The organism is Denitratisoma oestradiolicum (assembly GCF_902813185.1).
GTDB lineage: Bacteria > Pseudomonadota > Gammaproteobacteria > Burkholderiales > Rhodocyclaceae > Denitratisoma > Denitratisoma oestradiolicum.
In genome coordinates this window covers 2,893,628-2,907,792 of the sequence record NZ_LR778301.1, presented here as the reverse complement: position 1 = coordinate 2,907,792, position 14,165 = coordinate 2,893,628, and the positions used below count along the sequence as shown (strand labels likewise).

At 62.0% G+C, this 14,165-nt stretch carries 11 protein-coding genes and 1 tRNA gene; 9 read left to right on the top strand and 3 right to left on the bottom strand.

The features are described from left to right. Window positions 1–56: 56 nt before the first annotated feature. Window positions 57–133 (top strand) — tRNA-Val (locus DENOEST_RS13115). A gap of 111 nt (window positions 134–244) precedes the next feature. Here DENOEST_RS13115 and DENOEST_RS13110 read toward each other — a convergent pair. Then, a complete protein-coding gene (locus tag DENOEST_RS13110; RefSeq protein ID WP_145772144.1) occupies window positions 245–724 on the bottom strand; it encodes a tyrosine-type recombinase/integrase in 480 nt (159 codons plus the stop codon). A 47-nt stretch (window positions 725–771) separates the two neighbouring features. Between DENOEST_RS13110 and DENOEST_RS13105 the strand changes: the two genes are divergently transcribed. The 3 genes from DENOEST_RS13105 to DENOEST_RS13095 all read left to right on the top strand — a co-directional run bounded on the left by DENOEST_RS13105 (window position 772) and on the right by DENOEST_RS13095 (window position 2,541). Next, window positions 772–1,815, top strand: a complete 1,044-nt coding sequence (locus DENOEST_RS13105; protein ID WP_232096506.1) for an IS110 family RNA-guided transposase — start codon at window positions 772–774, stop codon at window positions 1,813–1,815. 223 nt (window positions 1,816–2,038) lie between these two features. Next, window positions 2,039–2,290 carry a type II toxin-antitoxin system Phd/YefM family antitoxin gene (locus tag DENOEST_RS13100; protein ID WP_145772143.1) on the top strand — a complete coding sequence of 84 codons (252 nt, stop codon included), beginning with the start codon at window positions 2,039–2,041 and terminating at the stop codon, window positions 2,288–2,290. After that, window positions 2,287–2,541 (top strand): Txe/YoeB family addiction module toxin, encoded by a 255-nt coding sequence (locus DENOEST_RS13095; RefSeq protein WP_145772142.1) that lies wholly within the window; start codon window positions 2,287–2,289, stop codon window positions 2,539–2,541. The genes DENOEST_RS13100 and DENOEST_RS13095 overlap by 4 nt, the downstream gene beginning before the upstream one ends. 87 nt (window positions 2,542–2,628) lie before the next feature. On the opposite strand, the gene DENOEST_RS13090 is transcribed toward DENOEST_RS13095, so the two are convergent. After that, entirely contained in the window at window positions 2,629–3,255 is a 627-nt protein-coding gene (locus DENOEST_RS13090) for a hypothetical protein (protein WP_145772141.1), read from the bottom strand. A 1,477-nt stretch (window positions 3,256–4,732) separates the two neighbouring features. Here DENOEST_RS13090 and ltrA point away from each other — a divergent pair. Beyond that, window positions 4,733–6,022, top strand: coding sequence for a group II intron reverse transcriptase/maturase (ltrA, locus tag DENOEST_RS13085; RefSeq protein ID WP_197970617.1), 1,290 nt, complete (start codon window positions 4,733–4,735; stop codon window positions 6,020–6,022). 60 nt (window positions 6,023–6,082) lie between these two features. Here the strand turns inward: ltrA and DENOEST_RS13080 are convergent, their stop codons facing one another. Continuing rightward, a complete protein-coding gene (locus tag DENOEST_RS13080) occupies window positions 6,083–6,991 on the bottom strand; it encodes a helix-turn-helix domain-containing protein (protein ID WP_145772045.1) in 909 nt (302 codons plus the stop codon). A gap of 75 nt (window positions 6,992–7,066) precedes the next feature. Here DENOEST_RS13080 and DENOEST_RS13075 point away from each other — a divergent pair, with 75 nt between their 5' ends. The 4 genes from DENOEST_RS13075 (at window position 7,067) to DENOEST_RS13060 (ending at window position 14,164) form a co-directional block, all read left to right on the top strand. After that, window positions 7,067–8,131: an alpha/beta hydrolase gene (locus tag DENOEST_RS13075; RefSeq protein WP_170228297.1), complete on the top strand. Its 1,065-nt coding sequence runs from the start codon at window positions 7,067–7,069 to the stop codon at window positions 8,129–8,131. A 240-nt stretch (window positions 8,132–8,371) separates the two neighbouring features. Then, window positions 8,372–9,370: an integron integrase gene (locus DENOEST_RS13070; protein WP_145772046.1), complete on the top strand. Its 999-nt coding sequence runs from the start codon at window positions 8,372–8,374 to the stop codon at window positions 9,368–9,370. A 170-nt stretch (window positions 9,371–9,540) separates the two neighbouring features. After that, window positions 9,541–13,452, top strand: coding sequence for an ATP-dependent RNA helicase HrpA (gene hrpA / locus DENOEST_RS13065; RefSeq protein WP_232096582.1), 3,912 nt, complete (start codon window positions 9,541–9,543; stop codon window positions 13,450–13,452). Next, window positions 13,445–14,164, top strand: coding sequence for an EI24 domain-containing protein (locus DENOEST_RS13060; RefSeq protein WP_145772047.1), 720 nt, complete (start codon window positions 13,445–13,447; stop codon window positions 14,162–14,164). Before hrpA ends, DENOEST_RS13060 begins: the two co-directional genes overlap by 8 nt. Window position 14,165: the final 1 nt, after the last annotated feature.

The following is a 14,165-nucleotide window of genomic DNA, read 5'->3' as shown; positions in this document are numbered from 1 at the left end:
CGGCCACCCCCCTTTGACAGGGAGCGCTTTTCAAGTAGAATCCGCGCCTCCTTAACAGGCGCGTAGCTCAGCTGGTTAGAGCACCACCTTGACATGGTGGGGGTCGTTGGTTCGAGTCCAATCGCGCCTACCAAGTTTCCCAGTATTGGCGCGGGTTTCAGAGGTTTTAAGCTGATTCCTGCGTCATGGCGGAACCTTGGTTTCACGTCACAGAACGTCACATTTCTCTTCAGCACGGCACAGTTTACGCCACAGCGGCCTGGGCGTCCCAGGGCTTGGCATTATTGGCATAGCCGGCCAGGTAGTCCGGTGCCAGGTGCGCGTACTGCATGACCATCTTCAGGTCAGCCCACCCCCCCCCAGCTTCTGCAGCACCTCCAAGCGTGCCGCTCATGACGTGCCAGCTCGCCCAGGTGTGGCGTAAGTCGTGCCAACAAAAATCCTCGATGCCTGCTCGTTCCAAAGCTTCAAGCCAAGCCTTCGTGCTCGTCTGATGGACGGGCCGTCCAGCTTTCGGAAAAACCCAGCGCGGATGTTTGCCTCGCCAAGCCTCCAATACTGCTACTGCTCTAGTTGAGAGCGGAACAGCCAGGGATTTGCCATTCTTGGTTTTTTCACCAAGCACCCAAGTAGTGGAGTTGAGGCGCCTGCGCAGCTTTTCGCGCAGGTCGCCTCGAATGATGGGATGGACTCCCCCGTCCTTTTGGCGCCCAATGGGCGCCACCGGTGCTCGTGGGGACGGGGATCGGTCTTCGACGAGAGGAGTCCAAAATGCATGCTACTACCGTGGCCGTTGATCTTGCCAAGAGTGTATTCCAAATTGCCGTTGCTGATGACAAGTGGAAAGTCATTGAGCAGCATCGACTGACCCGCAGTCAGTTTGAACGTTGGTTCCAGAATCGGGAAGTCAGTCTTGTCATCATGGAAGCCTGTGGCTCCGCCCACCATTGGGGACGCTGGTTCAATCGGTTGGGCATCGAGGTCCGTCTGTTGCCCGCCGCTTACATCCGGGCCTACGTCAAACGCAACAAGACCGATGCCGCCGATGCCTGTGCCCTGTTGGAGGCTGCCCGCTGTGCCGACATCGTGCCGGTCCAGGTGAAGTCAGTGGAACAGCAGGCCCTGCAAGGGCTGCACCGTATCCGGTCGCGCTGGATGGCGACCCGAACCTCCCGCATCAACACGCTACGGGGCTTCTGCCGGGAATTCGGTTTGGTGGTGCCCCAGGGGGCGCGAACCGGCATCGAAGCCATGAGTCGGGCCTTGGCTGATCCCGGCTCCGCTGTGCCTGCGTTGATCCGGGAATCGATGAAACTGCTGATCGAGGAAATCCGTCTGCTGGAGCAACGCATCGGCCAACTGGAACGAGAACTGACCGCCCTGGCGCGGCAGAGCCCGGCCTGTACCCAGCTGCTGACCATTCCCGGCATCGGGTTGCTGACGGCAACTGCCATGGTCGCGGCCACGGGTGGGACGGTCCGTCACTTCAAGGATGCCCGACACTTCGCCAGTTGGTTCGGTCTCACGCCCAAGGAATTCTCATCCGGCAACACCCGCAAGCTGGGGCGCATCTCCAAGAAGGGGGATCGCTATTTGCGCATGCTGCTGACTCATGGCGCCCGAGTGTTGCTACGGGCAGCGGTAGTCGGTCGTAACGCCGGCCGATCCCTGGATGGCTTGCGCACCTGGGCCACCAACATCCAGGCTCGAACCCACCACAACAAGGCGGCCTGTGTAATGACCAACGGGAATCCCCTTGGGATAACGCTGCCGGCAGCATCACGCTTGCCGCTTGTAGCGATTGGCGCTCCGTGAGCAGATTCCATGTCGGCACGGGCCAACGAGAGCCCACTTCAGATGCCGGATACAAGGTCCCCAGGGGATACGACTGCATGCGTTTCCCTACTGCCAGACCTATCGGTCAGTTTCCTTGCGTTCTGGGGGAGTCCATATACGCAGGGTTGGGCGTCTTTGCCAGCGCGCTGGACATTGACCCGCCTAAGATGTACAGTAGTGCGTACATATAAGGAGCCCCAGTATGGATGCGATTACCTACACTACAGCTCGCGCGAACTTGGCGACTACCATGGATCGGGTGTGCAACGACCACGAGGCGCTGATAATTACCCGCAACGGCGAACAGGCCGTTGTGATGCTTTCGCTCGAAGATTTCAAGGCGCTTGAAGAAACGGCCTACCTTCTGCGCACACCGGCCAACGCCAAGCGCCTGCTCTCGGCGATTGCTCAGTTGAACGCTGGGAAAGGTGTTGAGCGGAAGCTGGCCAAGTGAAGCTGATTTTTTCTGACGAGGCATGGGAAGACTACCTGTATTGGCAGAAGCAAGACAAGCGCATGGTGGAACGAATCAACAAGCTGATTCGGGAAACGGAGCGCGAGCCATTTAACGGCGTAGGCAAGCCGGAGCCGTTGAAGCACGCGCTATCGGGATTTTGGTCTCGGCGGATCACAGATGAACATCGCATGGTGTATCGCGTCGTGAACGATGCGCTGGAAATTGTGCAACTCCGTTTCCACTACTGACCCAAGACGCCCAATGTTTGAATTCACCGGCCTGCGCGGCTTTTCGCGCAGGCCGCCTCGAATGTAGAGTCGAGCGTAGGGTTTGCGTCACTCTGGTGCTCTCTCGTAGACCTCCTCTGGCTCCTTTGTCGTGGCAAGAAAGATTAGCCGTCCATCCGTTTGCCGTATGCGCCGGAAGTATTGCGGCTTGCCAGGAAAGCTGACGGATAGCATATTTCCTTGGACTCGATATGCTCCAGTGGCTGACTGCATTGGAACGGAGAGCAACGCATTCTTGTTTCGTCCGTAGCGGAACGTGGCCATGCCTCCCGTGTAATGTTTGAACTCCCATTCGCCGACAATTGGATCAGTTCCTTTGCGTGCGATGCCAACGCGTTTCATGACTTGTCTCTCCTTTGCGTTGGCTGGCCTGATGATCAACTCATCGCCATGTAAGTTGTAGCTTTGGACGGATTCTTCGGCACTAGGATCTGCGCTTGATCCAGCCAAACGCATGCGGAGTTTGTCTCCTTGAACTTCGTAGTGAAAATTCACGACGGCGCCAAACGTGGCAGTGGCATTTCCATTGGTGCTGAATTGCCACTGACGACCGAGCCCGCCCTTTGTTCTCGCCACGGATGACCAAAGCCCGGAAATACTTTCATCCGCGCAAGCTGGGGAGGATGTGCCTATCGCAAACAGAAGCAAAAGGATCAATTTCAATTTGACGGCCATTCTTGTACCTGTGCGTGTTGGACGGCATTGCATAAATATGAGAAGAGCTATTCATACCGATTGCGCCCGCGGCGACGAGGACCGCATCAATCATGTAAGCGGCGACGCACTGACGAAGCGACGGGACGAGGGCGCCCGTAAGCTCAGCAACCGACTCGTCTGAAATTCGTGTAATTCACCCCTGCGCAGGTACTTGGCGCCAGCCAACGCCCCCGCAATCGGCGTAATTCGGCACAGCCCGCTTCACCTCGCCCAGCAATTCAATGCGCCGGGGATATTTCCAAAAAGCTATTTGCTATGCAGCGACTCTCGCCGCAGGACCGGGCTCGTCCAACAAACGGTTCAGATCGCGGCTCGCTTCGCGATCACGATCTAACCTTATTCGTTGGGGGTGCCGTGCCACCAGCGCCGACTTTTGGAAAAGGAGAAAAGGCATGAGCGTCCCTACTGTTTTCTCAGTTCGTGGATGGGAACGGATAGGTTCTGTGGGCGATCTACGAATTCGATACCTTGCGGCATTGGGCCAAGGAGAGCGGACTCGGGTATGGGTAGTTGGATGTTTTGATAATCCAAACCACCCTCTTGATCCTTCTGATGCGGAAAGCAATCGAAACGAATTATTCGCTCTGGTATGGCAATTGGTTCGGTCGGATGTTCGAGCCATCCGGGAACGAGCCAGAGTTTTCCTTCGTGCCTTATGCCGTCGCACGTTACGACCATTCCATCGCCGAGACCAACAATGCACTTTAGAACGTGACGCATGCAAACCTCCTGTGGTTAATGGGAGTGAGACCCCCAACGTGGAAGTGAGCGGCCTGCGCGGCTTTTCGCGCAGGTCCGGTGAAATGAGAGGTGTGCGCCCAGCATGGGCGCGATGTAATGGGGTGGAAGTCCCCTGTGGGAGTACCGACATGGATTCGTCATGGATTCATGATAACCACTAGCCGAAGGCAAGGGCAAGGCCGCGAGGGCTTGTCCGGAGGAAGCCGGAGCGCAAACGTGCGAGGTGACGAACAGAAACTGCATAGAAGGCCGAGGGAGCCGAGGCGAGCTGGCACCACACAGCGAAGCCCGACGGTACGGCGCCTACGGTAAATGCAGCGCTTGTGCACGGAAACATCGCGTTCTTACCTGGGGAGATCTGCCGCGCGAGCGGTGGTGGAAGCTGAACGAGAGGTGGCCGGGTCGAGCCAGTCCCAATCGACCAGCGCCGATGCGGGCTGTCACGCATCAAGGGCGATCGAACAGGACAGCGACGTTCAGCAACCGACACAGCGCAACGGCCAGCAATGACCGATGTGAAGCGGCAGAAGTCAGCAGCGATCATAGTAGCCGGGCAGGTTGTGGCCCGGTGAAGGATCAAACAACGAAACGCAAGGAGCAGACGGAGCGATCTTGGCGAAGCCGAAGTATCCCCAGACGGGGAAGGCGAGCCGGCGAACAATCCGAACCGAGCCTTGAACCAAGACGAGACGAAGTGGAAACAACCGAGTGGATGACAGCGGTGCTTGCCAGCGACAACCTGCGCACCGCGTGGAACCGTGTGAAAGCCAACAAAGGGGCGCCGGGAATCGATGGCGTCACCATTGAAGACTTTCCCGCCTACCTGCGAACGCACTGGGAAGACATCCGTCACCAACTCGAAACCGGGCGCTACCGCCCCAGCGCCGTCCGCCGGGTTGAAATACCCAAGGACGACGGGGGCAAGCGGCTGCTGGGCATCCCGACCGTCATGGACCGGGTCATCCAGCAAGCCATCGCCCAAGTGCTCACGCCGATCTTCGATCCGAGCTTCTCGGCATCGAGTTTCGGCTTCAGACCGGGCCGCAATGCACACCAGGCCATCAGACAGGTACAACGGCATGTGAAGGACGGCTACGCCATGGCCGTGGACATCGACCTCGCCAAATTCTTCGACACTGTCAATCACGACGTGTTGATGAAGATACTCGGACGCACGATCCGCGACAAAGCGCTGCTGGCCCTGATTGGCCGCTACCTGCGCGCTGGCGTGCAGGTCGGTGAGCACATCGAGCCCAACGACATTGGAACGCCCCAGGGCGGTCCATTGTCGCCGCTCCTGGCCAATATCCTGCTCAACGAACTTGATCATGAACTCGAACGGCGCGGGCATCACTTCGCGCGGTACGCCGACGATATGGTCGTGCTGGTCAAAAGCCGGCGAGCGGGGGAGCGGGTCATGCAAAGTTTGACGCGCTACCTGGAAGGACGACTGAAGCTCAAACGCAACCCGGCCAAAAGCAAGGTGGCGAAGATGAGCGAATGCGGCTTTCTGGGCTTTACCATCATCCGGGGCAAAATCCGCTGGCTGGAAAAGAAGCTGGAGGCATTCAAGCACCGAGTGAGGGAACTCACCGGCAGAAGCTGGGGGGTGTCCATGGAGTACAGGCTGCACAAGCTGGGACAGTACGTGCGGGGCTGGCTGGGATACTTTGGTATCAGCGAGTATTACCGGCCGATCCCGGAACTGGACGAGTGGATCAGAAGACGCATCCGCATGTGCCATTGGAAACAATGGCGCTGGCCGCGCACAAAGATCAACCGGCTGCTGGCCTTGGGCGTGAGCCTGAAGACAGTGATCCAGCATGGCACCAGCAGCAAGAGTTGCTGGCACATGGCGCGCACCCCGGCGATGCAGCAGGCGTTGAATAATGACTGGTTCCTGGCCCAGGGGCTGCCGAGCATCAAGACGCTTTGGTGCCAGGCGCAGGGTTATTCGTCGTCGCCGAGCGAGCCAACTCGTTGAACCGCCCACTGCGGACCCGCACGGTGGGTGGTGTGGGGAGGGCCGGTTAGAAACCGGCCCTTACCCGATTGGGCCTTGGTACATCGGCTTTGTAGGAACAACGGGTTGTTGCCTCAGTTCTCCGGCAATCAAGCGGTAGTACCAAAATGCCTCGTCGTTCGTTAGGCACTCGCCAAAGCGAGCCGGCGACAGGCCGGTGACTCGGCGGATTTCACGCCCCATGTGCGACTGGTCGGCGAAGCCCGCATCGGCGGCGATGGCGGCAAGGTCCGGTGCGCTGCTGACGTGCGCCCCGATGCGGTGGATGAATGCCTCCTCGACGCGTGTGAAAAGTTGCAGGTCGCGGTAGCTCTGTCCGGTCCAGTCACGGACGCGGCGTTGCAGCTGGCGCAGGCTCCGCCCGGCGGTCGAATGCGCGGCGCGGGTAGCGAGAGAGCGCACCCAATCGCCGAGATAGGGTGCCGGGCTGGCTCGGCCCGGTTCGCACCATAGGGGCTGAAAATACGCTTCCAGCATCGCAAATGGGTCGTCATCGCGGGCGTCGATGATCGACTGGCAGGCCTGCAAGAGGGGCAGCGACGCAACTGCTTCCAGTGGCAGGTGCTGGTCGAGGTAGGTTTCCATGGGCTGGCAGATAAGGCGGCAGAGGGCTTCGGGATAGAAGCCGACCGATAGCGCATGTACTGCCCCCGGCGACCAACTGACTGAAGGGCGGCGTTGCGGCCCGGAAAAGACGAGACGCGGCAAGGCCGGTCCGAGTGTGGGCCGGGGACTCGCCCCACGCTCCTCCACCACATGCAGAGCCCCCTCAAAAATCCATGAAATCACTGCCATCGGCGTCGCCGGGTAGTAATTGAAACGTTCTGCATCGTTCAGCACACAGCCGCGCGTGTCGCGTTCGACGCCGGCCAGCATGCAAGCGCCAAGGGCGGGTGAAGGGATGTGCATGAAGGCGGTAGTGCGGGTCATTCGATGTCGTTTCCGTTCTAGCAAGGGAAATACGTCGTCGGCAACATGGCGGCAATGCAAACGTCGGAGCTTCAGATGAAAAAAACGATAATTCAGGGCCGTGTTTCACACAAGCTGCGAAGCATGGCGATTTCGGGGTGGATCGCGGCCAAGGTGCTGATCCGGCGTGCGCTGGGCCGGCGGCTCGTGGCAGAGTGGCCTTTCCTCGTCGAATACGGAACGCTGTATATCCGTGCCCAGTTCAACCATGCTTTTCGTCTGAGCAACGACATCGCGGCCAGCCGGGCCTATTTCGACAGCCTCTATGCGCTGCTCGAAACCTTTCCCGATGTCGATGTCCGGCCCACTGGAGAATGCGAGCCGCGCGGCCACTGGTTCGTACCGCAGGTTCGCCACAGCGACGCCACACTGCTTCATTTTCATGGCGGTGGCTACACCTTTTACGCCGGCGTGTCGCATCATTTCACCGCCTGCCTTGCCCACACGCTGGGCGCCGCGGTGTTCGCCCCGGACTACCGGTTGACGCCAGAGCACCCGCACCCGGCACAACTCGAAGATGGCCTGGCGGCATACAACTATCTGCTCGAACGTGGTATCGACCCGGCGACAATCGTGCTCTGCGGAGATTCGGCTGGTGGCCACCTGGCCTTGATGACCCTGGTCAGGCTGCACCAGGCAGGGTTGCCTAAACCAGCACTGACACTTGGCCTCAGCCCGTGGACCGATGTTGGCCGGCGAGGCGAGAGCCAGTTCGGCAACGATCCCTACGACCTCGTTCAGGGCTACATGACCTTGCAGTTCGCAGACTGGCTCAAAGGCGACCAGATCCTGAGCGACGCCGAACTGTCGCCGATCTGCCAGGATTTCCACGATCTGGGGCCGATATACCTGCAGGCCGGCGGCAAGGAAATCCTCGTCGACATGATCCGTGATTTTGCGGCGACGGTTGCCGCCCAGGGTAGCCGGGTGCGCTTGGATGTCTGGACGCATATGAACCACGAGTTCCACGCCTATGGGGACTATTTACCGGAAAGCCGCGATGCGTTGGCCCGGCTGCGCGAAGCCATTGCCTGGGCGCTCGGTCAGCCGAATGGGTTTGAAGCTGATGCCTGCACGGAATACGATTGCCTGAGGGGTTGAATTGCCAGTGCGGAAATCAAGTCGGTCGCCGCATTTGCTTGCAGGGTGGCGGTCTTTGCGTATTGGCAGGTGTCTCACGAACGATTCATGTAATGCTTTCATCGTCGATGCAGTGCTGAGGTCTAAGAGGCCCAACGTAATGTCGACAGCATAAGTGTCGTGTAATGACTTTCTGGGCTCTGTATAATCCGTACTTCTGTTTTGCAATTTATTGATTTCTCAGGACTGCAAATTTTTATCATGACAGTCTCCCCGGATTATCCTGCACCCATTGATTCCCCCAAGCCCAGGCTGCTGGATGAGGTTCGAGCGGCGCTGCGGGTTCGGCATTACAGTCTGCGAACCGAGCGTGCTTATGTCGGCTGGATTAGACGCTTTATTCTGTTTCATGACAAGCGCCATCCTGCCGAGATGGGGGAGACGGAGGTGACGGCCTTTCTTACCCATCTGGCCGTGGAGGGCAATGTGGCGGCGGCCACCCAGCATCAGGCCCTGTCCTCCCTGCTCTTTCTCTATCGCGAGATATTGAAGGTGGATCTGCCCTGGCTGAAGGAGGTGGTCCGGGCCAAGAAGCCCCAGCGCTTGCCGGCGGTGCTTTCCCGACAGGAGGTACAGCGGCTGCTGGCCTTGATGGAAGGCACCCACGGCCTCATGGCCCGTTTGCTTTACGGCACGGGCATGCGCCTGATGGAGGCGGTGCGTTTGCGGGTGAAAGACGTGGATTTCGCCCGGGGCGAGGTGCTGGTGCGGGACGGCAAGGGCGGCAAGGATAGGGTGACCATGCTGCCCCAGGCCCTGGTGGCGGATTTGCAGGCCCATCTGGTGAAAGTGCGTGCCATCTGGGAGGGGGACCGGGCCGCCGGACGGCCGGGCGTGTGGATGCCTGATGCACTGGAGAAAAAGTATCCCAAGGCGGCGCTGGAATGGGGCTGGTTCTGGGTGTTTCCTTCCCGTGAGCTTTCGGTTGATCCACGCACGGGCATCGAACGCCGCCACCATACCCATGAAACCGCGCTGCAACGGGCCATCAAGAAGTGCCTGGGTATGGCCGGCATCGCCAAACCGGCCAGTACCCATACCCTGCGCCATTCCTTCGCCACCCATCTGCTGGAGTCGGGTTACGACATTCGCACCGTGCAGGAACTGCTGGGCCATTCCGACGTTTCCACCACCATGATCTACACCCATGTGCTCAATCGGGGCGGCAAGGGTGTTGTCAGTCCCCTTGATCATCTGTGAGTTCTGATCTTAAAAACCTGCGGCGCTTGTTGGTCGACCGTCAGCCCGGCGTTGACGCCGACATTTCCGTTTCCCCGGGCCGCGAGGACGTCCGCGCCGGCAGGAAGCCCGGCCGCTCCGCTCAGGCCGAGCGGGGCAGTCCCCGGGGCGCCACTGCCGCCGAGGCCCGTCTGGCCGCACGGCTGGCGGCGCGTCCCACGATCACCTACGACGAGGCCCTGCCGGTCAATACCCGGCGCGAGGAGATCGCCCAGGCCATCCGCGATAACCAGGTGGTGGTGATCTGCGGCGAGACGGGTTCGGGCAAGACCACCCAGTTGCCCAAGATCTGCCTGGAGATGGGCCGGGGCTGTGCCGGGCTGATCGGCCACACCCAGCCCCGCCGCATCGCGGCCCGGGCCACGGCCACGCGCATCGCCCAGGAACTGAAGAGCGAGCTGGGCAAGTATGTGGGCTTCAAGATCCGCTTCACCGACAAGGCCTCGTCCGACACCTACATCAAGCTGATGACGGACGGCATCCTGCTGGCGGAAACCCAGGGCGATCCGCTGCTCCGTGCCTACGACACCATCATCCTCGACGAGGCTCACGAGCGCAGCCTGAACATCGATTTCCTGCTGGGCTACCTGAAGCAGTTGCTGCCCCGGCGGCCGGATCTGAAGGTGATCGTCACCTCGGCCACCCTGGACGCGGAGCGCTTCAGCAAGCACTTCAACGATTGCCCGGTGTTCGAAGTCTCGGGCCGGCTGTATCCCATCGAGGTGCGCTACCGGCCCTGGGAGGAAACCCCGGCCCCGCCGCCGGGCCGCCCCAAGGCGGGGCCAGCCACGAGCACGGAGCCGCGCAGCGGCGAACACCCGTCACCCCCTTCCTTGGGAAGGGGGAGGGGGGAAGGCGATATCAACGATGCGATTGTCGAGGCGGTGAGCGAGGCCCACCGGGAAGGGCCGGGGGATGTGCTGGTGTTCCTGCCCGGGGAGCGGGAGATACGGGAGGCGGCGGAAGCCCTGCGCAAGCACCATCCGCCGGGGCTGGAGATCCTGCCCCTGTTCGCCCGCCAGTCGGCCCAGGAGCAGAGCCGGGTGTTCGCCGGTCACCAGGGGCGGCGGGTGGTGCTGGCCACCAATGTGGCGGAAACGTCCCTCACCGTGCCGGGCATCCGCTATGTGATCGACGCCGGCCTGGCCCGGGTCAAGCGTTACAGCCATCGCAACAAGGTGGAACAGTTGCAGGTGGAGCCGGTGGCCCAGTCGGCGGCCAAGCAGCGGGCCGGGCGCTGCGGCCGGGTTTCGTCCGGCGTGTGCTTTCGCCTTTACGCCGAAGAGGATTTCAACAAGCGGCCCGCCCACACGGACCCGGAAATCCTGCGCTCTTCGCTGGCCGGGGTGATCCTGCGCATGAAGTCCCTGCATCTGGGGGACGTGGAAGACTTCCCCTTCCTGGAAGCGCCCCCGCCGCGCATGGTGGCCGATGGCTATCAGTTGCTGGCGGAGCTGGGTGCTTTGCGTGAAACGCAAAGCACCCAGGGGGCCAATGAAAACACCCCCTCCCTTCCTCTCCCGCCAGGCGGGGGAGGTGACCAGTCACCCCCTTCCTCGGGAAGGGGGCAGGGGAGATGGCAGTTGACTGCGCTTGGCGAGGGACTCGCCAAGCTTCCGCTTGACCCGAAGATCGGTCGCATGATCCTGGCGGCCCGGGAGCGGGGCTGTCTGAAGGAAATGCTGGTGATCGCCGCCGCCCTGTCGGTGCAGGACCCCCGGGAGCGCCCCCAGGAAGCGGCGGGCAGCGCCGATCAGGCCCATGCCAAATGGAAGGACGAGAAGTCCGAGTTTCTCACCTGGCTCAAGCTGTGGAACGCCGCCGACGAGGTGTGGAAACACGAAACCAGCAACAAGCAGCGCCAATGGTGCAAGCGGGAGTTCATTTCCTGGATGCGCATGCGGGAGTGGCGGGACGTGCACGCGCAACTCCATGTGCTGTGTACGGAACATGGCTGGAAGGAAAATCAGGTTCCGGGCTCCTACGAGGCGATCCACAAGGCCCTGCTCACGGGCCTCTTGGGCCATCTCGGCCTGAAGAGCGAGGAGGAGCAGAACTATCTGGGGGCACGGGGCATCAAGTACTTCATCCACCCCGGCTCTGCTCTGGTGAAGAAGGCCGGGCGCTGGATCGTGGCGGCGGAACTGGTGGAAACCTCCCGGCTGTTCGCCCGCTGCGTGGCCCGCATCGAACCGGAATGGCTGGAGGAGGTGGGCGCCCACCTGATCCGCAGCCATGTCTTCGAACCCCACTGGGAAAAAGGGCCGGGCCAGGTGGTGGCCTGGGAACGGGTGACCCTGCACGGCCTGCTGATCCATGGCCGGCGGCGGGTTAACTACGGTCCCCGGGACGCCAAACTCAGCCGCGAGATTCTGATCCGGGAAGCCCTGGTGCGGGGTGAGGTGGGGGAGGACTGGCTGAAGCAGTGGCGTTTCCTCCAGCACAATCAGAAGCTGATGCGGGAAATCGAAAAGCTGGAGCACAAGTCCCGCCGCCCCGACGTGCTGGTGGACGAGGAACTGATCCACGCCTTCTACGATGCCAAGCTGCCCGAGGGCATCGTCAGTCTGGCGGCCTTCGAGCGCTGGCGCCGTGAGGCGGAGCAGGCCGACCCGAAGCTGCTGTTCCTGCAAAAGGAGCAGTTGATGCGCCACGAGGCCGAGGGCATCACCACCGATGCCTTCCCGCCCCATCTGGAGCATCGCGGGCAGAAATACAAGCTGAGCTACAAGCACGACCCCGGCGCCACGGATGATGGGGTGACCCTCTCCCTGCCCCTGGTGGCCCTCAATCAGGTGCCGGCCACCCGCTGCGAATGGCTGGTGCCGGGACTGCTGAAGGAAAAGGTCATCGCTCTGCTGAAGACCCTGCCCCAGAAATACCGCCATCGCCTGCAACCCCTGGACGGCTTCGCGGAAAAATTCTGCGATCGGGACTGGGAGGGGGATCTGCCCCTGGTCAAGGCTCTGACCGGGGCCGTGGAAGACACCCTGGCCATGAAGCTGCCCCTGGATGCTTTCCGTGTCGGCGAATTGCGGCCCCATCTGGCCATGAATTTCCGCCTCATTGACGAGCATGGCGGCACCTTGGGGTTTTCCCGCTCCCTGCCCGAATTGCGCGCCCAGTATGGCAGCCGGGTGGAGCAGGGCTTCGCCCAAGCCGAGGTGAAGACCGAGGCTGGCGAGGGCGAACTGACGGGCCTCACCGCCTGGAGCTTCGGCGAGTTGCCGGAGCTGATGGAGGTGAAGGTGGGGGGGCGGGAGGTGATCGGTTTCCCGGCCTTGGTGGATGAGGGCGAAAGCGTCGCCTTGCGGGCCTTCGACACTGAGGACAAGGCCCGCGAGAAGCATCGGGCCGGTCTGCGCCGGCTCTTCGCCCTGGCCCTGAAGGAGCAGGTGAAGTTCATCGAAAAGAGCCTGCCCCGGGAACTGGGCATGCAGTTCATGAGCCTGGGCACCGAGAAGGAGCTGAAGGATCAACTGGTGGCCGCGACCCTGGAGCGCACCTGCATGATGGCGCCCCTGCCGGCCCATCAGGCCGACTTCGAGGCCCGGGTGGTGGCGGCCAAGGGCCGCATGACCCTGGTGGCCCAGGAAGTGGCCCGGCTGGTGGGCACGGTGCTGACCGAGCATGGCCTGCTGCAAAAAAAGCTGGCGGCCATGGCCAAGGCTTTTCCCGCCGCCTGCGCCGACATCCAGGCCCAGGTGGCCGCCTTGCTGGGCCGGCAGTTCATCCTGGCCGTGCCCTGGGAACGGCTGGCCCATTACCCCCGCTATCTGAAGGCGGCAGCCCTGCGCCTGGAAAAGGCCCGGAGCGATCCGGCCCGGGATGAGCGGTTGCTGGCCGACTGGCAGGCCCTGGCCCGGCCCTTCGAGCGGGAGCGCGGGGTCCAGGCCAGGAGCGGCGTGGCCGATCCCTTCATGGAGGAATTCCGCTGGTTGCTGGAGGAGCTGCGGGTGACCCTGTTTGCCCAGGAACTGAAGACGCCTTCGCCGGTCTCGGTGAAACGCTTGCAGAAAATGTGGGAGGGGCGCCATGGATGAAGTGCTGCTGGCCCTGGTGCGCAGCCTCCACAGCCTGACCCGGCCCCGGATCTGGGGCTATCTGCTGACGCCGGCCCTGCTGGCCCTGGTGGTGGGTGGAGGATTGTCCCCTTGGCTGTACCCCTGGTTCAGGGATGCCTTGCTGGACCTGCCCCCCCTGTCCTGGCTGCTGTCGTGGGACTGGCCGGGGCTGGCTGGCTTCCTCGCTACCCTGGGCAGCGCCCTGAGCCTGCTGGCCCTGGCCTATCTCCTGGCCACCCTGCTGGCCGGCATCGTGGTGGTGCCCTGGTTGATCGCCGCCGTGGCCCGGGACGATTACAGAGAGCTGGCGCCCATGGGCCGCGACAGCCTGCTGGCTTCCCTGGTCAATGGACTGGCGGCGGCCCTGGGTTTCACCCTGGGCTGGCTGCTGACCCTGCCCCTCTGGCTGGTGCCGGGCCTGGCCCTGGTGCTGCCGGTGTATTGGGTGGCCTGGCTCAACCGGCGCACCTTCGCGCCGGACTGCCTGGCCCTCCACGCCACGGCCCATGAGGCCAGGAATCTGCGGCGAGACCACGCCCAGCGCCTGCTGATCCTGGGCGCGGTACCGGCCTTGCTGGCCCCCGTGCCCCTGGCCGGGCTACTGGCCCCGGCCCTGGCGGCTCTGCTGTTTACCCACTACACCCTGGAAGCCCTGCGCCGCCTGCGCGGAGGGGCCGTGGTGAGTCAATAAG

Coding starts and splice junctions, on each gene's coding strand:
- DENOEST_RS13105 (WP_232096506.1), top strand. CDS start 772: ATGCATGCTACTACCGTGGCCGTTGATCTTGCCAAGAGTGTATTCCAA.
- DENOEST_RS13100 (WP_145772143.1), top strand. CDS start 2,039: ATGGATGCGATTACCTACACTACAGCTCGCGCGAACTTGGCGACTACC.
- DENOEST_RS13090 (WP_145772141.1), bottom strand. CDS start 3,255: ATGGCCGTCAAATTGAAATTGATCCTTTTGCTTCTGTTTGCGATAGGC.
- DENOEST_RS13080 (WP_145772045.1), bottom strand. CDS start 6,991: ATGACCCGCACTACCGCCTTCATGCACATCCCTTCACCCGCCCTTGGC.
- DENOEST_RS13075 (WP_170228297.1), top strand. CDS start 7,067: ATGAAAAAAACGATAATTCAGGGCCGTGTTTCACACAAGCTGCGAAGC.
- DENOEST_RS13070 (WP_145772046.1), top strand. CDS start 8,372: ATGACAGTCTCCCCGGATTATCCTGCACCCATTGATTCCCCCAAGCCC.
- DENOEST_RS13060 (WP_145772047.1), top strand. CDS start 13,445: ATGGATGAAGTGCTGCTGGCCCTGGTGCGCAGCCTCCACAGCCTGACC.